This window comes from Nocardioides candidus (assembly GCF_041321175.1).
GTDB lineage: Bacteria > Actinomycetota > Actinomycetes > Propionibacteriales > Nocardioidaceae > Nocardioides.
The window spans coordinates 1179970-1201545 of sequence record NZ_JBGGWC010000001.1; the positions used below are offsets into that span (position 1 = coordinate 1179970).

Genomic DNA, 21576 nt, shown 5'->3' on the forward strand with positions numbered 1-21576 from the left:
GGCTCGCCGGTATGAGTGATTCCGAGGGCACCCAGGTGGCGAACAACCGCGAGCGCAGCCAGTTCGAGATCCATGTCGAGGACGGACGGCTGGCCGGCCTGGCGCGCTACCGCGGGAGCGAGGGCGTCCGCGAGTTCTTCCACACCGAGGTCGGCGACGACTTCGAGGGGCAGGGCATCGGCGGCAAGCTGGCTCGCGCAGCGCTGGACGAGACCCGGTCCGAGGGCCTGAAGGTCCTCGCGACCTGCCCGTTCATCAAGGGCTGGATCGAGAAGCACCCCGACTACCAGGATCTCCTGGCCTAGGTCCGCGCCCGGCCGCCGTCCGGCAGAAATGCCAAACGGGGCGCCCCTCTCCCTCCCAGGGGCGCCGCCAGTTGGCTAGCTCCGACGCGGGCCACGAAGAAAATCGCTGGACCACCGGCGGCGCAGAGCGCCTGCCTGGTGGGCTCCCTCCAGGGTGTCTCCCTGGCCCGCGTCGGTAAGTAGAACTCTAGGAGGGCGACCACCCTTCGCGGATCGGACGGCCGGTCCGTTGTCCTAGTCACAATTGACCAGTTCGGGCTACTTCTTGAGCGCGCGCGAGGCCGACGAGGTGTGCCGGCGGGTGCGGTTGGTGCCGATGGACGCCCCGGTTGTCGCCGCGGGCGCGGACTTCTCCTTCGACCCCGGCGCCTCCGGCTCGGTCGACCACTGGGTGATCCACTCGTCCATCACGACCCAGGTGCTGCCGCGCGCGGCACGACCGGTGAGCATGCCGAGGTGCCCTCCCGGGACGATCTCGAAGCGGACCTCCTTCGACCCGCTGAGCAGCGGTACGACGGCCTTGACCGCGTTGACCGGCGCGATCCCGTCGACGGCACCTGCGAAGACCAGCACCGGCACCTTGATGTCGGCGAGCCGGATGGTGCGCTCGTCGAGGTCGAACTCGCCGGTCGCGAGCTGGTTGCCCTTGGCGAAGCGGTGGTAGAGCTGCCCGAACGTCCGCCCCGGGTAGGCGATCATGTTGTCGGTGAACCGGTCGACGGCCTCGATCTGCGCGAGGAACTCGGCGTCGTCGATGTGCGTGGCCAGCGCGAGCGGCTTGGTGACCAGCTTCTGGAAGGACGAGAGCTGGAAGGCCCACTTCACCAGCGGTTTCGGGGCACCGCCGAGCAGCTGGTAGCCCTTCGTGATCGGGCCCTTGCCGTTGACCCAGTTGAGCAACGGCCGCAGCGGCGCCACGAGCGGCACCTGGGAGACGTCGATCGGCGAGCCGACCGCGGTCAGGGAGGCGATCGGGAGGTCCGGGCTGTCCGCCGCGGCGAGCAGGCTGAAGATGCCGCCGAGGCTCCAGCCGATGACGTGCACCGGCCGCCCGCCGGCGTGCGCGGACACCTCGCGGACGGCGGTCGGCACGACCTCGTCGATCCAGTGCTCCATGCCGAGGTTGCGGTTCTTGAAGGAGACCTCGCCGTACTCGAGGAGGTACGTCGGCCGCCCGCCCGTCACGAAGTGCTCCACGAGCGAGCACCCGCGGCGCAGGTCGTAGCAGATCGCCGGAGCGGCGAGCGGCGTCACCAGCAGCACCGGGTCGCCGGTCTCCTTGACCGTGCCGGAGGGCCGGTAGTGGTAGACCTCGCGGAGGGTCCCGTCGTCGATCAGCGTGCGCGGCATCGGGCGCAGGTCGGCGAGGCCGCCGTAGAGCACCTTGTGCGCGACGTTGCTGGCTGCGGAGACGACCTGGTCTGGCCCCGGGATCAGGCGCATGGGGAGCAGATCCATGCGCGAAAACTACCTCAGGATCGCCGCGGCGGGCGCGGGTGCTTGGTGTGTGGTCCGACGTCCTCCAGCTCGGTCATGAAGCTGGCGGCCCAGGCCTTCACGTCGTGCTGGCGGATGGTCCTCCGCATCGCGCGCATCCGGCGCGACAGCTCCTTCGGATCGGCCTGGTAGGCCTCGAGCAGCGCGGTCTTCATGCCGTTGATGTCGTAGGGGTTGACCAGCCAGGCCTGCTTGAGCTCGTCGGCCGCACCGGCGAACTCGGAGAGCACGAGGGCCCCGTCGTCCTCGACCCGGCAGGCGACGTACTCCTTGGCGACCAGGTTCATGCCGTCGCGGTAGGGGGTGACGACCATGATGTCGGCGGCGCGGTAGAGGGCGGCCATCTCCTCGCGCGGGTAGGAGGTGTGGAGGTAGCTGATCGCCGGACGCCCGATCCGTCCGAGGTCGCCGTTGATGCGGCCGACCAGGCGCTCGATGTCGTCGCGCAGGATGCGGTACTGCTCGACCTGCTCGCGCGAGGGCACCGCGACCTGCACGAAGACGGCGTCCTCGACGTCGAGGTGCCCGTCGCGGATGAGCTCGCTGAACGCGCGGAGCCGGGCGTAGATGCCCTTGGTGTAGTCGAGCCGGTCGATGCCGAGGAAGATCCGCTTCGGGTTGCCGAGCGCGTCGCGCAGGGCCTCGGCGCGGTCGACGACCTGCTCGGACCTGGCGAGCTCCTCGAAGCCCGCGGAGTCGATGGAGATCGGGAACGCCGCGGCCCGCACCGTGCGGCCGTCGGGGAGGTAGACCAGGTCGCGGTGGGTCTTGTGGCCGACGCGCTGGCGCACCAGGCGGACGAAGTTGGCGGCGGCCTCGGGCAGCTGGAAGCCGATCAGGTCGGCCCCCAGCAGGCCCTCGAGGATCTGGCGGCGCCACGGCAGCTGCTGGAAGAGCTCGGCCGGCGGGAACGGGATGTGCAGGTAGAACCCGATGCGCAGGTCCGGACGCAGGTCGCGCAGCATCTGCGGCACCAGCTGCAGCTGGTAGTCGTGGACCCAGACCGTGGCCTTCTCGGCCGCCAGCTCCGCGGCCTTCTCCGCGAAGCGGCGGTTGACCTTGACGTACTCGTCCCACCACTCGCGGTGGAACTCCGGCTTCGCCACGACGTCGTGGTAGAGCGGCCAGAGGGTGCCGTTGGAGAAGCCCTCGTAGTGGCCCTCGATCTCCTCCTGGCTCATCGACATCGGGACGAGCGAGAGGCCCTGGTCCTCGAACGGCTTGAACTTCTGCCCGACGCCGCCGGGCCACCCGATCCACACGCCGCCGCCGTGGGTGCGCATCACCGGCTCGATGGCGGTCACCAGGCCGCCGGGCGAGCGCCGCCACGTCTTGCGTCCTGACGGCAGGGTGACCCTGTCCACCGGGAGCCGGTTGGCGACGATCACGAGGTCGTGGGCCACGCTGTTCACCTTAGTGGGGAGGGACGAAGTGTCGGGTTGGCTGGATGGTGGCGCGCCGATCGTCCTCATAGCGTCAGGGCCATGACAGAGACGATGCTGATGCCCGTGGTGCAGGTTCCCGCGCAGTCGCCGATGAGACGGGTGCTGCTCGACAGCGCCTACTCCGTCTCGGCCTTCCTGCTCGGACTGCTGTCGATGGTCGTGGTGGTGACCGGACTGTCGGCCGGCCTCGGCACGGTCGTCGTCGCCGGGGTCGGGCTGGTGGTGCTGGTCGCGACGGCGTACGCCGCCCGCGGCTTCGCGCACGTGGAGCGACTGCGGCTGCGGTCGATGGCGGGGGTCGAGGCGCCGTTCCCCGCGTACCTGCGGGCGGCGCCGGGGGCCGGCCGCGTGCGCACGCTCCTCACCCCGCTGCGCGACGTGCAGACCTGGCTGGACGTCCTGTGGTGCGTCGTGACCCTGGTGACCGGCGCCTTCGCGTTCGCCGTGGCGGTGACCTGGTGGGCCTCGACGCTCGGCGGTCTCACCTACTGGTTCTGGGAGCGGTTCATCCCGCGCGGCCCCGACAACACCTCCCTGGCCCAGCTCATCGGCCTCGGCGACTCGCGCAGTGCCGATGTGGCGCTGCAGACCTCGATCGGGCTCTTCGCCCTGGTCACCCTCCCGTTCGTCGTGCGCGGCGCGGCCGCCGCGCACGCCGCTGTCAGCCGGGTGCTCCTGTGCAGCCGGGCCGAGCTCGTCGGCCGGGTGGTCCGGGTCGAGGAGAGCCGGGACTCCGCCCACCGCGCGGAGGCGCGGTCGCTGCGCCGGCTCGAGCGCGACATCCACGACGGCCCGCAGCAGCGGCTGATCCGGCTCGGCATGGACCTCGGTCGTGCGCGGCTGCAGCTCGCCGACGACCCCGAGCGGGCGGCGGAGACGATCGACGCGGCGCTGGCGCAGACCCGCGAGACCGTCGAGGAGCTGCGCGCCCTCTCCCGCGGCATCGCGCCGCCGCTGCTCGTCGACCGCGGCCTCGCCGTCGCGGTCCGGGAGATGGCGTCGGGGCAGTCGATCCCCGTGCGGGTCGACGTCGACGTACCCCCGCTGCCGGAGGCGGTCGAGACCGCCGCCTACTTCGTGGTGGCGGAGGCCCTGACCAACATCGCGAAGCACGGCCAGGCGACCCGCGCCGACGTGACGCTCGCGGTCGACGAGGGCGCGCTGGTCGTGACGGTCGACGACGACGGTCGCGGAGGCGCCCGGATCACCGCGGGACGCGGGCTCGACGGCCTGCGCGAGCGCCTCGCGGGGGTGGAGGGCACCCTCGAGGTCGCCTCGCCCGACGGCGGACCCACCCGGGTCCGTGCGGCGGTGCCGCTCGGGTGAGGCTGTCCTCGTGAGGATCGTGCTGGCGGACGACTCGGTGCTCCTGCGCGAGGGGCTGCAGCTGCTCCTCGCGGAGTCCGGCCACGACGTGGTGGCCGCGGTCGGGGACGGTCCGGCCCTGGTGGGGGCGGCCCTGGCGGAGCGGCCCGACCTGCTGGTCGTCGACGTCCGGATGCCGCCGACGCACACCGACGAGGGCCTGCGCGCGGCGGTGGAGGTACGACGCCAGTGGCCGGCGGCCCGGCTCCTGGTCCTGTCGCAGTACGTCGAGGTGTCCTACGCCGACGACCTGCTCGCGACCGGCGAGGCCGGGATCGGCTACCTGCTGAAGGATCGCGTGACCCGGGTCGCGGAGTTCCTCGCCGCGATCGAGACCGTGGCCGCCGGGGGCACGGCACTCGACCCGACCGTCGTGCGGCAGCTGATGGCCCGCCGCAGTGATCCGCTCGAACGGCTCACGCCGCGGGAGCGCGACGTCATGGAGCTGATGGCCGAGGGCCGGTCCAACGCCTCGATCGCCGACGCGCTCACGGTGACGATGGGGGCGGTCGAGAAGCACACCCAGCGGATCTTCGCCAAGCTCGGCCTCTCGCCCGACGACGACGCCGCCCACCGGAGGGTGCTGGCGGTGGTCCGCTTCCTGCGCGTCGCGGGCTGAGGCGAGGCGCTCCAGCGTGCTCTCTGTCCCACTGATCACACGCGCAACACGACGGCGGTCCGAATGACATTGATGTGATTCGACGCGTATGGTGGTGCCTGGACCACCGTCGACAGCGTGGGGGAGTAGCGCAATGGAACCGCAGCCCGTGGATCGGCTGGACAGCCCGGCCCCGGAGGGGCACGGCACCGCCGACCTCAGCGACCGCGATCGCGAGATCCTCGAGTTCGAGCGCCAGTGGTGGAAGTATGCCGGCGCCAAGGAGACCGCGGTCCGGGAGAAGTTCGACATGAGCTCCACCCGCTACTACCAGGTGCTCAACGCGCTGATCGACCGTCCCGAGGCGCTCGCCTCCGACCCTCTTCTCGTCCGTCGCCTGCGCCGGCTGCGCTCCGAGCGCCAGCGCCAGCGCTCCGCCCGTCGCCTCGGCTTCGAGGTCTGAAAGGTCACTCCGTCATGATCGGTCGTCCTTCCCCCGACCAGCCCGACACCTCCTCCCGCCGCGACGACCGCGGTGCTGTGCTCCCCTCGCCCGTCGTGTGGTTGAGCATGGTCGCGATCGTGCTCGCCGCCGTCGCCTTCGTGACGACGCGGGGCGACAAGTCGGACGAACGTGAGGTCACCACCGCGTCCTCGTCGACCTCGTCCGGGTCCAGCGAGACGACCGACGGCTCCACGACGGCCACGCAGACGCCTGCGGACGACGACGAGGTGACCACGGACGAGCCGACCGGGTCCACCACGCCCGACGAGCCGGAGAAGACCAAGAAGCCGGTCGTCCGTGCCGAGCACGGCGTCGTCGTCTTCAACAACACCACCATCAGCGGCCTGGCCGGCGAGGTCCTCGGCAAGGTCGACGAGGTCGGCTGGAACGGCGTGGCGGCAGACAACTGGTACGGCACCATCCCCGCGACCACCGTCTACTTCCCGGCGGGCCAGCGTGACGCCGGCCAGGCCCTCGCGCTCGACCTCGGCATCCAGCGCCTGGTGCCGGCCGACCCCGCGATGAGCGACACCAACCTGACCGTGATCCTCACCGGTCCGCTCGACTGACGATCTCGGTCGTTCCGACGGCCCGGCAGGGCAGAGACTGATCCCGCGCCGTCCGGGTACCGCGCGATCCGTGATTGGGTGGCGACGTGCAGTTCTCGTCCCGCGAGGGTGAACGACGCTACGCGGAAGTGGTCCGCGTAGCCGGTCGCACCGTCGTCGGTCTCGACTTCGACGGCACCCTCGCGCCCATCGTGGACGACCCCAACCGTGCGCACATCCACGCCGACGCCTCCGAGGTGCTGGTGGACCTGGCGCCCCACGTTGCCGCGATCGCGGTGATCACCGGGCGACCGGCCCGCCAGGCGCTCGACCTCGGCGGGTTGGAGGAGGTCGGCGACGCGATCGCCTCGTCCGGCAAGGAGCTCTACCTCTTCGGTCAGTACGGCAACGAGCGGTGGACCTCGCGGGAGCGCCGGATCATCGCGCCCCGGCCGCCGCGAGGGCTGGCCACCTTCGAGCGCGACCTGCCGCGGACCCTGCGCCTGGCAGGGGCGGCCGACGCCTTCGTCGAGGACAAGGGACTTGCGGTCGCCGTACACACCCGGCGCCTGCCGGACCCCCAGGACGCCTTCGAGCGGCTGCTGCCGCCGCTGCGATCGCTCGCCGAGCGGCACGGCCTGGTGGTCGAGCCGGGCCGCAGCGTGATCGAGGTCCGCTCGCCCGGCGCCCACAAGGGCATGGTGGTGGAGAAGCTCGCGACGGAGCTCGACGTCCAGGGTTTCGTCTTCGCTGGTGACGACCTCGGCGACCTCGAGGCCTTCGAGGCGGTCGACGGTCTGGGGGAGCGCGGCATCGCCGCCCTCCGGGTGTGCTCGGCCTCCGACGAGCAGAGCGCGCTGCTCCCGCTCTCGGACGTCGTCGTCAAGGGGCCGGACGGCGTCCTGGACCTGCTGCGCCAGCTGCGCGCCGACATCGAGCACACCGGGCACTGACCCTCTGTCTCGAATGGCGGACGTCCGTCTCGAATGGCGGGATCTCGATTGGGAAGGACGGCGCCCGCCCGGATAGTTTGGGACCTGCTCATCCAGAGGGACTGAGGGAACGGCCCTGCGAAGTCCCGGCAACCGCCACGAGCCTCCGCCTCCCAGCCAGAGAAGCACGGCCAGGGGAACGGATCGTGGAAAACGGTGCCAAATCCGACCCGATGCGACGGACGCACGGGGCAGATGAGAAGGAGGAACTGTGAGCGCTGTCGTGACCGAGGCCGACTGTCCCGTCGACCCCAACCCGACCACCGGTCCCCGTGAGGGCGCCTTCGGCAACGCCGTCGCCCTGGCCTGCCGCGAGTGCGGCCACCAGGTGACGCTCGGGCCCTTCTACGCGTGCCCGGAGTGCTTCGGTCCGCTCGAGGTGGCCTACGAGTTCCCGGCCGTCACCCGCGAGGAGATCGAGGCCGGCCCGCGCAACATCTGGCGCTACAAGGCGCTGCTGCCGGTGCCGACCGACATCGAGACCAGCCCCAACACCGAGCCCGGCTTCACCCGGCTGCTCCCGGCCCACAACCTCGGCCGCGAGCTCGGCATCGAGAAGCTGTGGGTGAAGGACGACTCGACCAACCCGACCAACTCCTTCAAGGACCGGGTCGTCGCCTGCGCCCTGAGCGCGGCACGCGAGCTCGACGCGAAGGTCTTCGCCTGCCCCTCGACCGGCAACCTGGCCAACGCGGTGGCCGCTGCCGGCGCGCGCGCCGGGATCAAGACGGTCGTGTTCATCCCGAGCAACCTCGAGCAGCCGAAGCAGGTGAACTCGGCGATCTTCACCGAGAACCTCGTGGCGGTCGACGGCAACTACGACGACGTCAACAAGCTCGCCTCGGAGATCGCGGGCGAGGAGGAGGGCTGGGCGTTCGTCAACGTCAACGTGCGGCCCTACTACGCCGAGGGCTCCAAGACGCTCGGCTACGAGATCGCCGAGCAGCTCGGCTGGCGGCTGCCCGACCAGATCGTCATCCCCGTGGCGTCCGGCTCCCAGCTCACCAAGGTCGACAAGGCGTTCAAGGAGCTGATCCAGCTCGGCCTCGTCGAGGACAAGCCCTACCGCATCTTCGGTGCGCAGGCCGAGGGCTGCGGCCCGGTCGCCACGGCCTTCAAGGCCGGCACCGACGCGATCCGGCCGGTCAAGCCCGACACGATCGCCAAGAGCCTCGCGATCGGCAACCCCGCCGACGGCATCTACGTCCTCGACATCGCCCGCCGCACCGGCGGTGCCGTCGAGCAGGTGACCGACGAGGAGATCCGCGCGGGCATCGTGCTGCTGGCCCGCACCGAGGGGATCTTCACCGAGACGGCCGGCGGCACCACGCTCGCGGTCACGAAGAAGCTGGTGGAGACCGGCGTCCTCGACCCGGCCAAGGAGACCGTCGTGATCAACACCGGCCACGGTCTCAAGACCCTCGACGCGGTGTCCGGCCAGGTCAGCGCCGCAGCGACCATCCCCCCGACCTACGCCGCCTTCAAGGCGACCGGCATCTGATCGAGAAGAAGAGGTACACGAGATGAGCGTCAGCGTCCGGATCCCGACGATCCTGCGCACCTACACCGGCGGCGACTCCGAGGTCAGCGCCGAGGGCGCCAACCTCTCCGAGGTGCTCGACGACCTCGACGCCCGGTTCGCCGGCATCAAGGGGCGGATCCTCGACGAGGACGGCAAGCTGCGCCGTTTCGTGAACGTCTACGTCGGCAACGACGACGTCCGCTTCCAGGACGACCTGCTCACCCCGACGCCGGACGGCACCGAGATCTCGGTGATCCCCGCCGTCGCCGGCGGCTGCTGACCCCGGCCGCCTGGCTGTTTGAATGGTCGGGTGACCGACCACCACTACGCGCTCGCGGTGACCTGGGTGGGCAACCGCGGCACCGGCACGAGCGGCTATCGCGACTACGCCCGCAACTGCGTGCTCTCAGCGGAGGGCAAGCCCGACCTGCTCGGCTCGGCCGACCCGACCTTCCGCGGCGACCGGGGCCGGTGGAACCCCGAGGAGCTGCTGCTCGCCGCCCTCGCCCAGTGCCACCTGCTGTCCTACCTGCACTCCGCGGTGAACCACGGGATCGTCGTCACCGGCTACAGCGACGACCCGGTCGGCACGATGAGCCAGGTCGGGCAGGGCGGACGCTTCACCTCCGTCGTGCTGCGACCGCGGGTGACGATCACCGACCCGGCGCAGGCCGACCTGGCCCGGGAGATCCACCGCGAGGCCAGCGAGAACTGCTTCATCGCGGCCTCGGTGAGCTTCCGCACGAGCCGGAGATCGTGGTCGCCGGCTGATCAGCCGGCCTCGGAGAAGGTGGCCACCAGGTCCGACACCGTGAGGGCGAGGTCGTCGTACGACGCTGCCGTCACGAGCACGAACGCCGTGCCGCCGACGACGCGGACGAACACGCTCGCGGTGAAGGTGATCCGACCGTCGAGCCGGACCGGGCGGTAGGCGATCGTGCCCGCACCGAGCGCGGAGTAGATGGTGTCGATCTCGGCGTACGTCCCGTGGTAGTCGGTCGTCGACTTGAGCTCCTCCTCGGTGGGGAACGCGTCCGCGTCCTCACCCGTCACCCACGTGTAGCGCCGCTTCGGGCCGGCCACCAGCACGTCCCCGCGACGGAGCTCGGCTCGGACGACGCTCCCGTTGGTCGTCAGTCCCAGGAGCGCGAGGAGGTCGGCCAGTGCCGGGGCGTTGGCCGGGGCGTCGACCGCGTCCCCGGTGATGACGGTGGAGCGCGCGGGTGCCGCGAACCGCAGGCCCGACGCGGTGTCGACCCAGCGCATGCCGTCGGGGAGCTCGACCGTGTCGGAGGTCGGCGTGCCCTCCGCGTAGCTGTGGTCGGCCCGGTCGGCGTCATCGCCCGAGGAGCAACCCGCGAGGAGCAGCGCCCACGCGGCCAGGGCGGCGGCGTACCGCTGGGGGATCACCGGGGGAGCCTAGGGGAGGCGGGGCCGTCGTACCCGGACATCGCGCGCTGATCTCTGGACTGACAGCCGGTCGACGGTGTGTACTGGAGCCTCGAGACGCTCAGGGAACACAGGGGGTTGGTCATGTGGTGGTTCCTGATCATGGGCGGGGTGGTCGCATTTGTGGCGTTCTGTGCGCTCTACGCCGAGTTCGGGCCGGGCGCGCGGAAGAAGGTCTACGACCGCACCGCCGACACCAGCACCAACTACGCGATCCTGCACGCCCTCGCCAACGGGCGGCGCAACCAGACCTCCGGCAGGCTCTGATCCGCCGCTAGGGTGCCGCGGTGCCCTTGGTCCTGCTCGTCACGTTCGCCCTGATGCCGTCCGGTGAACCGGGCGGCGAGGTGCTCGTCCCGGCCCTGGCCGAGCGCGGCATCGACGCGCGGTGGGTGTGCTGGGACGACCGGACGGTCGACTGGGCCGCGGCCGATCTCGTCGCCGTGCGGTCGGCGTGGGACTACCACCGACGACTGCCCGCGTTCCTCGACTGGGCGCGCTCCGTCGAGGCGGGGACGAGGCTCCTCAACGGCGCCGACGTCTTCGCCTGGAACGCCGACAAGTCCTACCTGGTGGAGCTCGCCGCGCACGTGCCGGTCGTGCCGACCGCGGTGGTCGAGGACGCCGCCCTCGTGCCCGGGCTGAGCGCGGCCCTGCAGCGCTGGGGCACCGTGGTCATCAAGCCCTGCACCGGTGCGGGCGGCCGTGGCGTGGTGGTGGTCCGCGGCATCGGGGACGGGAGCCTCTTCGACCTCGCCCCCGGACCGTGGGTGGTCCAGCCGCTGGTGACATCGGTGCGCACCAGTGGCGAGACCTCCGTCTACGTGCTCGGCGGCCGGGCCGTCTCCCAGGTCGACAAGGCAGTGGCCGGCGAGGAGATCCGCGTCCACGAGCAGTACGGCGGCATCAGCCGCCCCGTCCCGCTCGACCCCTCCCTGGCGGAGGTGGCGGAGCGGGCCGTCGCCGCTGCCGCGGGGCTGTGCGCCGCCGACCTCCCCTACGCCCGCGTCGACCTGATGTCGTGGCAGGGGAAGTCGGTGGTCAGCGAGCTCGAGCTGATCGAGCCCGGTCTCTACCTCGACGTCGATCCGACGATCGCCGAGCCGTTCGCAGACGCGGTCGCCGCTGTCGTCGGCCGTCCGACGCACCCTCCTGGTGCGCTCGGCGCGACGAATTCCGGCGGCCCTCCAACTTCGGGCCCCCCGGCGTGCGTTGATGGGGTGTGAGCACCGACGAGGAGGCGTTCCGCCGCTGGGCGGGTGAGCGGCAGCTCGCGCTCCTCCGCACCGCTGTGCTGCTCACCGGCGACCACCACCGCGCCGAGGACCTGGTGCAGGAGGCGCTCACCAAGGTCGCCCTGCGCTGGCGACGGCTCGCGTCCGGCAACCCGGACGCCTATGCCCGGCAGATCATCGTGCGCGACAACATCTCCTCGTGGCGCAAGCGCCGCAGGGAGCACGTCGTCGCCGAGCCCGTCGACGTCGGCACCCGCGACATCGGCCCGGGCGTCGATCGGCGGCTCCTGCTCGACGATGCACTCGCCGGGCTCACCCCACGCCAGCGGGCCGTGATCGTCCTCCGCTACTACGACGACCTCACCGAGCGCGCCGCCGCCGAGGCGATGGGCGTGAGCGTCGGCACGATCAAGAGCCAGACCAGCCTCGCCCTCCGGCGGCTCCGTGAGGCGGCGCCGGAGCTGGCCGAGCTGTTGAGGGAGGAGTCCTGATGAGCGACCATCGACTGCGCGACCTGCTCGAGGATCGCGTCGCCGAGATCGCCACGGCCGACCTGGTCGACGGTGCGTGGGAGCGGGCCCACGCCGTACGCCGGCGGCGCGCCGCCGTCACCGCCTCGGTCGTCGTGGCCGCGGTCGTCGGCACGACCGGCGTGGTCGTCGGCACGAACGGCGGGCACGACCCGGCGCCGCCGGCCGGCTCGCCGACCAGCACCTCCACCTCCCCGTCGCCGGAGGTGCACAGCGGTCCGAAGGCGCACCGTGCCGGGTCGTACGGCGGTGCCGACGTCTGGTGGGCGCCGGCACCCGCGCAGGAGTGGGAGCTGCCTCCGTTGACCGGCACCCCGCTGCCCCCGGTGGTCGACCTGTCGCCGGGACGGCCCGCGTGGCCCGGAGGGATGGCGGCGGTCGGCATCGTCCAGCTCTGGGGCGACGACCCCGGGCGGGTCGTCGTGATCGGGTCCGACGGGGCGTCGTACACGCTCGACACCTCGCGGCTGGACCCGGTCGCCGACGGTGGGGGCAACCAGCGCCCGCCCGTCACCCAGGCGAGCCTGGCGCCCGACGGTCTCCACGCCTTCTTCGTCCAGGAGCGGTCGCTGGAGGTCTACGACGTCGTCGCAGGATCGTGGGCGAGCATCCCGACCGCCCGGTGGGCGGCCGAGGGCGCGTCGTGGGACTCCGACGGGCTGATCGAGGTGCCGGTCCTCACCTCGGACGCCGGGAGGAAGCGGCTGTTCTCCGCGAGCGGTGAGGACCGGGGGACGACGCTCGACCCGACCCGCACCATCGTGCTCGCGGACGGCGACGACCCCTACGGGCGGGCGTCCTGGGGGAGCGGCGGCTGGTGGGCCGGCTCGCTCTACCTCGCCGGGCCGCTCGAGACCGACGACGGCACCTATCGCAGCATCGACGCGGTCGCCGTGGTCGACGGCACCCTGAGCGGTCGCCCGTTCGCGGCCGACATGGTGCTCGCCATGCGGCCGTGGTCGGGGGACGACGCGCGATGGAAGCAGTGCTGCCCGGTCCTCGGCTGGGCCGACAACCGGACGGTGCTCTTCGAGTCCCGCTGGGCGGGCGCGGCGATCCTGGCGTGGCGGATCGGCACGCCCTACGTCTACCGGGTCTCCGACATCGGCGGGTGGACGCCGGGCGAGGAGTCCTTCGTCGCGAGCTTCGCCGTCGCCGGACGCTGACCTCCCGTCACGTCTGCGGCTCGGTGCGGGTCAGGTCGTCCTCGGAGGCCAGGTCGGCCTGCACCCGCGGGTCGTCCTTGTCGGCGAAGTAGTCCGCCGGCGCGGTGTGGTCGCGACCGTTGGGCACCTTCGCGGCGTTGAGCGCGAGCGTGACCAGTGCCGCCACGACCACGTTGAGGACGAACGCGGTCATCGCGATGTAGCCCATCTCGCCGATGCCGGGGATGTCGGCGACGCTGCCGCCGAAGTGCGAGCCGGTGGCCGGGTTGATCACGCGGTAGGCCGCGACCGTGCCGTAGACCATGCCGACCGCCCACCCCGCCAGCAGCCCCCACCGGTGGAACCAGCGGGTGAAGAGGCTGAACACGATCGCCGGGAAGGTCTGCAGGATCCAGACGCCCCCGAGCAGCTGGAAGTTGATGGCGTTCTGCTTGTCCAACGTCAGCACGAAGACGAGGGCGAACAGCTTCACCACGAGCGACATGAGCTTGGAGACCTTCGCCTCCTCGGCCGGCGTCGCGTCCTTGCGGATCCACTCCTTGTAGACGTTGCGGGTGAAGGTGTTGGCGGCGGCGATCGACATGATCGCCGCCGGCACGAGCGCTCCGATGGCGACCGCGGCGAAGGCGACGCCGGCGAACCACGCGGGGAACTGGTCCTCGAAGAGCTGGGGGATGACCAGCTGCGCGTTGGGCTTGCCGTCGGCGCCGACCGGGTTGGTGCCGGCCGCGATGGCGACCCAACCGAGCAGGGCGAGCAGCCCCAGCACGAAGGAGTACGCCGGCAGGATGGCCGCGTTGCGTCGCACGGTGTTGCGGCTGTCGGACGACAGGCTCGCGGTGACCGAGTGCGGGTACATGAAGAGCGCCATGGCGGATCCGAGCGCGAGGGTGGCGTAGGCCCAGTACTGCCCGGCGCCGGGCAGGAAGACGCCGGTGGGCTTGCCGGTCGCCTCGCTGGTCGTCGCCATCTTGTCGCTGGCCGCTCCGAAGACCGCGTCCCAGCCGCCGACCTGCGAGGGCAGGTAGATCACGGCGACGATGACCACCAGGTAGATGAGGAAGTCCTTCACGAACGCGATGACGGCCGGCGCGCGCAGGCCGGAGGAGTAGGTGTAGGCCGCGAGCACGGCGAACGCGACCAGCAGCGGCAGGTCGCGCACGACCACGTTGTCGTTGCCGCCGAGCCCGGCCACCTCGAGGACGGCCTGGATGCCGACCAGCTGCAGCGCGATGTAGGGCATGGTCGCCACGAAGCCGGTGACCGCGACGGCGAGCGAGAGGCCGCGGTCGTCGTACCTGCCCCTGACGAAGTCGGCCGGCGTGACGTAGCCGTGGCGGTGGCTGACCGACCACAGCCGCGCCATGAAGAGGAAGATGATCGGGTAGAGCACGATCGTGTAGGGCACGGCGAAGAAGCCGGCCACGGCGCCGGTGGCGAACATCGCGGCCGGCACGGCGACGAACGTGTAGGCCGTGTAGAGGTCGCCGCCGAGCAGGAACCAGGTGACCCAGGTGCCGAAACGGCGCCCGCCGAGGCCCCACTCGTCGAGGCTGTCCATGTCGGCCGCCCGGCGGAAGCGCGTCGCGAGGAAGCCGAGGACGGTGACCACCAGGAACAGCGCGACGAGCACCGACATCGCCACCCAGTTGACGCCGTCGCCCGCGGCGAGCGGGACGGGCACGCCGAGCGCGCTCATCGTCGCGCCGCCAGGGTGAGCCGGTAGGCGGTCCAGGTCAGCGCCGAGGTCAGGAAGACCCACACGAACTGGTACCAGAAGAAGAACGGGAAGCCCCAGAGCTCCGGCTCGTCCTTCGCGTAGCTGCCGACCCACATCAGGGCGACCACCGGGATCACCAGCAGCACGCCCGCGAGGGCCATCTTGCGCTTGTCGGTTCGGGGGACCGCGGCGTCGCCGGAGCGCGCCGGATCCCGGCCTTCCTTGCCCGAGATCATGCTCGGACGCTACTCACGGTCGGCGCGGCGTCAAGAGGTTGCGTCGCAGCAACGACGCCGCGCTTGCACTCGCCTGGGTCGAGTGCTAAACATGACGTTGGCACTCTCGACATGAGAGTGACAAGTTCCTGGCTCGGTGAGTCGAGGTCAGCAGCGTCGGCGGGAAGGGTCCGTCGGATCGGTCTGGCCGTCCGTCGCGGGCGACGACCCGGGTCCGCCAGACATCTCATTTGCGAAGGAATCGCAGGAGTTATGCCGAAGCTGATTGCTTTCAACGAGGAGGCCCGGCGCGGTCTCGAGCGAGGTATGAACACGCTCGCCGACGCCGTCAAGGTCACCCTCGGCCCCAAGGGCCGCAACGTCGTGCTGGAGAAGAAGTGGGGTGCCCCCACGATCACCAACGACGGTGTCTCCATCGCCAAGGAGATCGAGCTCGAGGACCCCTACGAGAAGATCGGCGCCGAGCTGGTCAAGGAGGTCGCCAAGAAGACCGACGACGTCGCCGGCGACGGCACGACGACGGCGACCGTCCTCGCCCAGGCGATGGTCCGCGAGGGTCTGCGCAACGTGGCCGCGGGTGCGAACCCCATGGGTCTCAAGCGTGGCATCGAGGCCGCCGTCGCCGCCGTGTCCGAGCAGCTGCTCGGCATGGCCAAGGAGATCGAGACCAAGGAGCAGATCTCCTCGACCGCCACCATCTCCGCCGGTGGCGACACCACCGTCGGCGAGGCCATCGCCGAGGCGATGGACAAGGTCGGCAAGGAGGGTGTGATCACGGTCGAGGAGTCGAACACCTTCGGCATCGACCTCGAGCTCACCGAGGGCATGCGGTTCGACAAGGGCTACATCTCGGCCTACTTCGTCACCGACCCAGAGCGCATGGAGACCGTGCTCGAGGACGCCTACGTCCTCATCGCCAACTCCAAGGTCAGCAACGTCAAGGACCTGTTGCCCCTGCTCGAGAAGGTCATGCAGTCGGGCAAGCCGCTCGTCATCATCGCCGAGGACGTCGACGGCGAGGCCCTCTCGACCCTGGTCGTCAACAAGATCCGCGGCACCTTCAAGTCCGTCGCCGTCAAGGCCCCGGGCTTCGGTGACCGCCGCAAGGCCATGCTGCAGGACATCGCGATCCTGACCGGCGGCCAGGTCATCTCCGAGGAGGTCGGCCTCAAGCTCGAGTCGGCCGGACTCGAGCTGCTCGGCCAGGCGCGCAAGGTCGTCATCACCAAGGACGAGACCACCATCGTCGAGGGTGCGGGCGACGCGGGCCAGATCGAGGGACGGGTCAACCAGATCCGCGCCGAGATCGAGAAGTCGGACTCCGACTACGACCGCGAGAAGCTGCAGGAGCGCCTCGCCAAGCTGGCCGGCGGCGTGGCCGTCATCAAGGTCGGCGCGGCCACCGAGGTGGAGCTCAAGGAGCGCAAGCACCGCATCGAGGACGCCGTCCGCAACGCCAAGGCTGCGGTCGAGGAGGGCATCGTCGCCGGCGGCGGCGTGGCGCTCGTCCAGGCCGGGCTCGGCGCGTTCGCCAAGCTCGAGCTCGAGGGTGACGAGGCCACCGGTGCCAACATCGTCAAGGTCGCCATCGAGGCGCCGCTCAAGCAGATCGCGATCAACGCCGGTCTCGAGGGTGGCGTCGTGGCCGAGAAGGTCCGCGGTCTCGAGGCGGGTCACGGCCTCAACGCTGCGACCGGCGAGTACGTCGACATGATCGGCAGCGGGATCATCGACCCCGCCAAGGTCACCCGGTCGGCGCTGCAGAACGCTGCGTCCATCGCGGCGCTCTTCCTCACCACCGAGGCCGTCGTCGCCGACAAGCCGGAGAAGGCCGCCCCCATGGGCGACCCGTCCGGTGGCATGGGCGGCATGGACTTCTGAGCCCACCGGCGGAGAAGTCACTCACGCACCACCACAGGGCCCCTCGCTCCGGCGAGGGGCCCTGTGCCCATTTCCCGGCCAACCTCGGACCAACGGTGCGGACCTAGCCTCACCCCCATGGAGGCACCTGTCACCGACCTGGCGCGCCGGTTGGGCGACACCGGCTACCTGTGCGACGCCGACCTGGCGACGGTCCTCCACCTGGCGCTCGCCATGCACCGGCCGCTGCTCCTGGAGGGTGAGCCGGGCACGGGCAAGACAGCGCTGGCGGAGGCGATCGCCGAGGCGCTCGACCAGCCCCTCATCCGGCTGCAGTGCTACGAGGGCATCGATGCCACCCAGGCGCTCTACGACTGGGACTTCCCGCGCCAGATCCTGCACCTTCGTGCGCTCGAGGCCCTCTCGGGCGGCGTCGACGGTCCGCGGGACGTGGTCGAGGCCGAGAAGGGTCTCTACGACGAGCGGTTCCTCCTGGCCCGCCCGTTGCTGGCCGCGCTCCAGCAGAGCCCTGCGGTGCTGCTGATCGACGAGGTCGACCGCGCCGACGACGAGTTCGAGGCGTTCCTGCTCGAGGTCCTCGGCACCTTCCAGGTGACGATCCCGGAGCTCGGCACCGTGCAGGCCGCGACGCCGCCGGTCGTCGTACTGACCTCGAACCGCACGCGCGAGCTGCACGATGCCCTCAAGCGGCGCTGCCTCTACCACTGGATCGACCACCCGGGCCTCGAGCGCGAGATCGCGATCGTGCGGTCGCGCGCGCCGGAGGTCAGCGCCGAGCTGGCCCGTCAGGTGGTGGGCGTGGTGCAGCAGTTGCGCGACGGCGCCGACCTCATCAAGCCGCCGGGCGTGGCGGAGACCCTGGACTGGGCGCGGGCGCTGCACCACCTCGGCACGACCGAGCTCGACCTCGGCACCGCGGCGCGGAGCCTGGGCGCGCTGGTGAAGTACCGCGACGACGCCGAGCGGGTGCGGGCGGCGCTCGACCGGATGCTGACGCCATGACCACGACCACCCACGAGGCCGACGAGGTGCTGCTCGGCTTCGCGGCGGCGCTGCGGGCGGCGGGCGTCGCGGTGACCCAGGACCGGGCGCTGGCCTACCTCGAGGCGGTCGCGCACGCGGGCCTGGGCGACCGCGCGACGACGAGGGTCGCCGGCCGGGCCACGCTGTGCGCCTCGCCGGAGGACCTGGCCCGCCACGACCGGATCTTCGAGGAGTGGTTCCGCGAGGACCGCGCGCTGACGGTGGCGCCCGACCAGGCGCCCGCGCGGCCGCCGGTGCGGGTGCTGCTGCCCGACGACCTTGCCGACGCCGGAGCCGGTGCGGAGGACGCGGACGGCCCGGTCCGGGCCGCGGTGAGCACCACCGAGGTGCTCCGCCACCGCGACGTCGCCACCCTCGACGCGGCCGATCGCGCCCGTCTGGCCCTGCTCTTCGACGCACTCCCGGTCGCGCCACCGGTGCGCCGGGCGGTCCGTCGCGCTCCTCATCGCCGCGGCGAGGTCGACGCCTCCCGCACCCTGCGCGCGAGCCTGCGCCAGATGGGCGAGCCGGCCCGCATCCACCGGCGGCAGCGCGCCGTGCGGCCGCGGCGGGTGGTGCTGCTGGTCGACGTGTCCGGCTCGATGAGCGGGTACGCCGACGCGCTGCTGCGCCTCGCGCACCGGATCGTCGGCGCTGCGCGCCCCGGTGGCGTCGAGGTCTTCAGCGTCGGCACCCGGCTGACCCGGCTGACCCGGCCGATGGGTCTGCGCGACCCCGATCGCGCCATCAGGGCGGCTGGTGACGCGGTGCCAGACTGGTCGGGTGGCACGCGACTCGGCGAGACCCTCAAGGCATTCCTCGACCGGTGGGGGCAGCGCGGCCTGGCGCGCGGCGCGGTCGTGGTGATCCTCAGCGACGGGTGGGAGCGCGGTGACGCCGCGCTGCTGGGCGAGCAGGTGGCCAGGCTGCGGCGGCTGGCGCACCGCGTGGTCTGGGTCAACCCGCACCGCGGCAAGCCCGGCTACGAGCCGGTGCAGCAGGGCATCGCGGCCGTGCTGCCGCACGTCGACGACCTCCTCGCCGGCCACTCGTTCGCGACCTTCTGCGCGCTGCTGGAGGTGATCGGCGATGCGTGAGGTGCTGCCCGAGCTGCTGAGGTGGTGGGAGGCCGGCGAGACCGTCGGCGTCGGCACCGTGATCGCGACCTTCCAGTCCGCGCCGCGCCCGCCGGGCGCCTCGATGCTGGTCGGGCCGGACGGCTCGGCGGTGGGATCGGTCTCCGGAGGCTGCGTCGAGGGAGCGGTCTACGAGCTGGGGCAGGAGGTGGTCGCCTCCGGCACCCCGGTGCTGCAGCGCTACGGCGTCAGCGACGACGACGCGTTCGCGGTCGGCCTGACCTGCGGCGGGATCCTCGACGTCTACGTCGAGCGCGTCGACCAGCAGACCTTCCCGGAGCTCGGCGAGATCGCCCGCGAGATCGAGGCGGGCAGCCCGATCGCCGTGGCGACCGTCGTCGAGCACCCCGACCCGGCCATGCTCGGTCGTCGCGCCCTGGTGCGGGCCGACGCGATGAGCGCGAGCCTGGGCTCGGAGCGGATCGACGACGCGGTGCACGACGACGCGCTCGGACTGCTGGCTTCGGGCCACAGCGGCACGCTCACCTACGGTCCCGACGGGGAGCGCCGCGGCGAGGGCATGCGGGTGTTCGTGTGGGCGTTCGCGCCCCGCCCGCGGATGCTCGTCTTCGGCGCGATCGACTTCGCGGCGGCGGTGGCCCGGGTCGGCAGCTTCCTCGGCTACCACGTCACCGTGTGCGATGCCCGGCCCGTCTTCGCCACAACCAGCCGCTTCCCCGATGCCGACGAGGTCGTCGTCGACTGGCCGCACCGCTACCTCGCCGCCGAGCACGAGGCCGGCCGGATCGACCCGCGGACGGTGGTCACCGTGCTGACGCACGACCCCAAGTTCGACGTACCCCTGCTCGAGGTCGCGCTACGCCTGCCCGAGCTCTCCTACGTCGGCGCGATGGGCTCGCGCCGCACGCACGACGACCGCCTCGCCCGGCTGCGCGAGGCCGGGCTGACGGACGCCGAGATCGATCGGCTGAGCAGCCCGATCGGGCTCGACCTCGGCGCGCGTACCCCCGAGGAGACCGCGATCAGCATCGCCGCGGAGATCGTCGCCGGCCGCTGGGGCGGGAGTGGCGAGCCGCTCGCGACCACGGCCGGACGGATCCACCGCGACCTCTCGTGAGGGTTGCGGACCGGGCCTAGAGTGGCGGACATGGCGCGTGCGGAGCTGCAGGCCCGACGGACCGAGGCGGTCACCGCCTGGGCGCGCTTCATGGAGCACGCCGGCGACGTCGACCGGCTGGTGCGACCCGAGATCCTGCACAGCTGGACCCGCTCCGAGGCCGCGTTGCCGCCGAGTGTCGAGGCGGCGCCGCTGGCCGACGAGTCCGAGACGGCCTCGCTCTGGAAGGGCTCGCCGCTGCAGGTCGCGGTGGAGCGGGTCGAGGAGGAGCTGCGCCGCACGGCCGAGGACGGCGACCTCGTGGTGGCCGTCACCGACCCGCAGACCCGGATCCTCTGGACCTACGGCGGCAGGGTGATGCGCCGCCGCGCGGAGAGCGTGAACTTCGTGGCCGGCGGGCGGTGGGACGACCGCTCCGTCGGCACCAACGCCCTCGACCTCGCCAACCGTGCCGACCAGCCCTCGATGGTCTTCAGCGCCGAGCACTACGCGCCCATCGTGCACAACTGGGTCTGCTGGGCGGCACCCGTGCACGACCCCGTCAGCGGCGTCCGGCTCGGCGTGCTCGACATCTCCACGACCTGGGACCGCACGCACCCGATCGGCCTGGCGACCGCCCGCGTCCTCGCGACCCTGATCGAGCAGGCGATGCCGAGCTCGCGGATGCTGCACGGCGACGAGGTGACGGCCGACCCCGGCCTGGTGATGACGCTGCTGGGCACCGCCGAGACTCGCATCGACGGGCAGCGGTTGCTGCTCAACCGCCGCCAGACCGAGGTGCTGGCGCTGCTCGCCCTGCACCCCGAGGGCCTCTCGCTCGACCAGCTCCACGCCATGCTCTACGGCGACGAGGCCGTGACGTTCTCCACGCTCAAGGCCGAGGTCTCCCACCTGCGCCACGCCCTCGGCGGCCAGCTCGCCTCGCGGCCCTACCGGCTGCTGATGCCGATCGCGACGGACGTCGAGCACGTGCTCGCCCTGCTGCGCCGTGGCCAGGTCGCGGCCGCGCTCGACGCGTACGGCGGCGACCTGCTTCCCGGCACCAACAGCCCCGCGCTCGCGGAGATGGCCGACTACCTCGCCGTCGCCGTCCGTGAGGCGCTGCTGGCCGACCCGTTGCCCGACGCGGTCCTGCGCTACAGCGAGCTTGCGCCGTACGACTCCGAGGTGCTCGAGGTCTGCCTCGCCTCGCTGCCGGCCGTCAACGGCCGCGCGCACCCCGCCGTGCCGCTCCTGCGCGCCCGGCTGGCGATCGCCACCTCCGCTGGTTGAGGCGCGGGCCCAGCGAGCCTCGCAACCGCGCAACCATCCGCCAACCTTCGATCCCTAGCGTGACCTGGGTCAC

The 21576-nt window shown here is 71.7% G+C and carries 22 protein-coding genes and 1 riboswitch; of the genes, 18 read left to right on the plus strand and 4 right to left on the minus strand.

Features of this window, described 5'->3' with window-relative positions:
• Nucleotides 1–11 precede the first annotated feature (11 nt).
• Nucleotides 12–305, plus strand: coding sequence for a GNAT family N-acetyltransferase (locus ACAX67_RS05820; RefSeq protein ID WP_370702868.1), 294 nt, complete (start codon nt 12–14; stop codon nt 303–305).
• Nucleotides 306–563: 258 nt separating this feature from the next.
• Here ACAX67_RS05820 and ACAX67_RS05825 read toward each other — a convergent pair whose 3' ends face one another.
• Nucleotides 564–1763 carry an alpha/beta fold hydrolase gene (locus ACAX67_RS05825; protein ID WP_370702869.1) on the minus strand — a complete coding sequence of 400 codons (1200 nt, stop codon included), beginning with the start codon at nt 1761–1763 and terminating at the stop codon, nt 564–566.
• Nucleotides 1764–1777: 14 nt separating this feature from the next.
• Nucleotides 1778–3214, minus strand: a complete 1437-nt coding sequence (locus tag ACAX67_RS05830) for an alpha,alpha-trehalose-phosphate synthase (UDP-forming) (RefSeq protein ID WP_370702870.1) — start codon at nt 3212–3214, stop codon at nt 1778–1780.
• A gap of 72 nt (nt 3215–3286) precedes the next feature.
• Between ACAX67_RS05830 and ACAX67_RS05835 the strand changes: the two genes are divergently transcribed.
• The 12 genes from ACAX67_RS05835 to ACAX67_RS05890 all read left to right on the plus strand — a co-directional run bounded on the left by ACAX67_RS05835 (nt 3287) and on the right by ACAX67_RS05890 (nt 13157).
• Nucleotides 3287–4573, plus strand: coding sequence for a sensor histidine kinase (locus ACAX67_RS05835; RefSeq protein WP_370702871.1), 1287 nt, complete (start codon nt 3287–3289; stop codon nt 4571–4573).
• A 10-nt stretch (nt 4574–4583) separates the two neighbouring features.
• A complete protein-coding gene (locus ACAX67_RS05840; RefSeq protein ID WP_370702872.1) occupies nt 4584–5231 on the plus strand; it encodes a LuxR C-terminal-related transcriptional regulator in 648 nt (215 codons plus the stop codon).
• Between the two features lie 133 nt (nt 5232–5364).
• Nucleotides 5365–5673 (plus strand): DUF3263 domain-containing protein, encoded by a 309-nt coding sequence (locus ACAX67_RS05845; RefSeq protein WP_370702873.1) that lies wholly within the window; start codon nt 5365–5367, stop codon nt 5671–5673.
• Between the two features lie 14 nt (nt 5674–5687).
• Nucleotides 5688–6284, plus strand: a complete 597-nt coding sequence (locus ACAX67_RS05850) for a LytR C-terminal domain-containing protein (RefSeq protein WP_370702874.1) — start codon at nt 5688–5690, stop codon at nt 6282–6284.
• 128 nt (nt 6285–6412) lie between these two features.
• Nucleotides 6413–7216, plus strand: coding sequence for a trehalose-phosphatase (gene otsB / locus ACAX67_RS05855; protein ID WP_370702875.1), 804 nt, complete (start codon nt 6413–6415; stop codon nt 7214–7216).
• A gap of 85 nt (nt 7217–7301) precedes the next feature.
• Nucleotides 7302–7457, plus strand: a riboswitch (SAM riboswitch).
• Between the two features lie 9 nt (nt 7458–7466).
• Nucleotides 7467–8756, plus strand: a complete 1290-nt coding sequence (thrC, locus tag ACAX67_RS05860) for a threonine synthase (RefSeq protein ID WP_527890986.1) — start codon at nt 7467–7469, stop codon at nt 8754–8756.
• Nucleotides 8757–8778: 22 nt separating this feature from the next.
• Entirely contained in the window at nt 8779–9057 is a 279-nt protein-coding gene (locus tag ACAX67_RS05865; protein WP_370702876.1) for a MoaD/ThiS family protein, read from the plus strand.
• 30 nt (nt 9058–9087) lie between these two features.
• A complete protein-coding gene (locus ACAX67_RS05870) occupies nt 9088–9708 on the plus strand; it encodes an OsmC family protein (RefSeq protein ID WP_370702877.1) in 621 nt (206 codons plus the stop codon).
• Nucleotides 9709–10310: 602 nt separating this feature from the next.
• Complete coding sequence (locus ACAX67_RS05875) at nt 10311–10493, plus strand: hypothetical protein (RefSeq protein WP_370702878.1); 183 nt, start codon at nt 10311–10313, stop codon at nt 10491–10493.
• A gap of 20 nt (nt 10494–10513) precedes the next feature.
• Nucleotides 10514–11452 (plus strand): ATP-grasp domain-containing protein, encoded by a 939-nt coding sequence (locus ACAX67_RS05880; RefSeq protein WP_370702879.1) that lies wholly within the window; start codon nt 10514–10516, stop codon nt 11450–11452.
• Nucleotides 11449–11952 carry a SigE family RNA polymerase sigma factor gene (locus tag ACAX67_RS05885; RefSeq protein ID WP_370702880.1) on the plus strand — a complete coding sequence of 168 codons (504 nt, stop codon included), beginning with the start codon at nt 11449–11451 and terminating at the stop codon, nt 11950–11952. Before ACAX67_RS05880 ends, ACAX67_RS05885 begins: the two co-directional genes overlap by 4 nt.
• The gene (locus tag ACAX67_RS05890; RefSeq protein WP_370702881.1) at nt 11952–13157 is read left to right on the plus strand and encodes a hypothetical protein; all 1206 of its coding nucleotides are present in this window, start codon (nt 11952–11954) and stop codon (nt 13155–13157) included. Before ACAX67_RS05885 ends, ACAX67_RS05890 begins: the two co-directional genes overlap by 1 nt.
• A gap of 7 nt (nt 13158–13164) precedes the next feature.
• On the opposite strand, the gene mctP is transcribed toward ACAX67_RS05890, so the two are convergent.
• Nucleotides 13165–14856, minus strand: a complete 1692-nt coding sequence (mctP, locus tag ACAX67_RS05895; protein ID WP_370702882.1) for a monocarboxylate uptake permease MctP — start codon at nt 14854–14856, stop codon at nt 13165–13167.
• Nucleotides 14853–15113, minus strand: coding sequence for a DUF3311 domain-containing protein (locus ACAX67_RS05900; RefSeq protein ID WP_370702883.1), 261 nt, complete (start codon nt 15111–15113; stop codon nt 14853–14855). The genes mctP and ACAX67_RS05900 overlap by 4 nt, the downstream gene beginning before the upstream one ends.
• A gap of 252 nt (nt 15114–15365) precedes the next feature.
• Here ACAX67_RS05900 and groL point away from each other — a divergent pair, with 252 nt between their 5' ends.
• The 5 genes from groL to ACAX67_RS05925 all read left to right on the plus strand — a co-directional run bounded on the left by groL (nt 15366) and on the right by ACAX67_RS05925 (nt 21503).
• Nucleotides 15366–16994 carry a chaperonin GroEL gene (gene groL, locus ACAX67_RS05905; RefSeq protein ID WP_370702884.1) on the plus strand — a complete coding sequence of 543 codons (1629 nt, stop codon included), beginning with the start codon at nt 15366–15368 and terminating at the stop codon, nt 16992–16994.
• Nucleotides 16995–17111: 117 nt separating this feature from the next.
• Nucleotides 17112–17996, plus strand: a complete 885-nt coding sequence (locus ACAX67_RS05910) for an AAA family ATPase (RefSeq protein ID WP_370702885.1) — start codon at nt 17112–17114, stop codon at nt 17994–17996.
• A complete protein-coding gene (locus ACAX67_RS05915) occupies nt 17993–19114 on the plus strand; it encodes a vWA domain-containing protein (protein WP_370702886.1) in 1122 nt (373 codons plus the stop codon). The genes ACAX67_RS05910 and ACAX67_RS05915 overlap by 4 nt, the downstream gene beginning before the upstream one ends.
• On the plus strand, nt 19107–20231 hold the full coding sequence (locus ACAX67_RS05920; RefSeq protein WP_370702887.1) for an XdhC family protein: 1125 nt from the start codon (nt 19107–19109) through the stop codon (nt 20229–20231). The genes ACAX67_RS05915 and ACAX67_RS05920 overlap by 8 nt, the downstream gene beginning before the upstream one ends.
• Nucleotides 20232–20261: 30 nt before the next feature.
• Nucleotides 20262–21503 (plus strand): transcriptional regulator, encoded by a 1242-nt coding sequence (locus tag ACAX67_RS05925; RefSeq protein ID WP_370702888.1) that lies wholly within the window; start codon nt 20262–20264, stop codon nt 21501–21503.
• Nucleotides 21504–21576 lie beyond the last annotated feature (73 nt).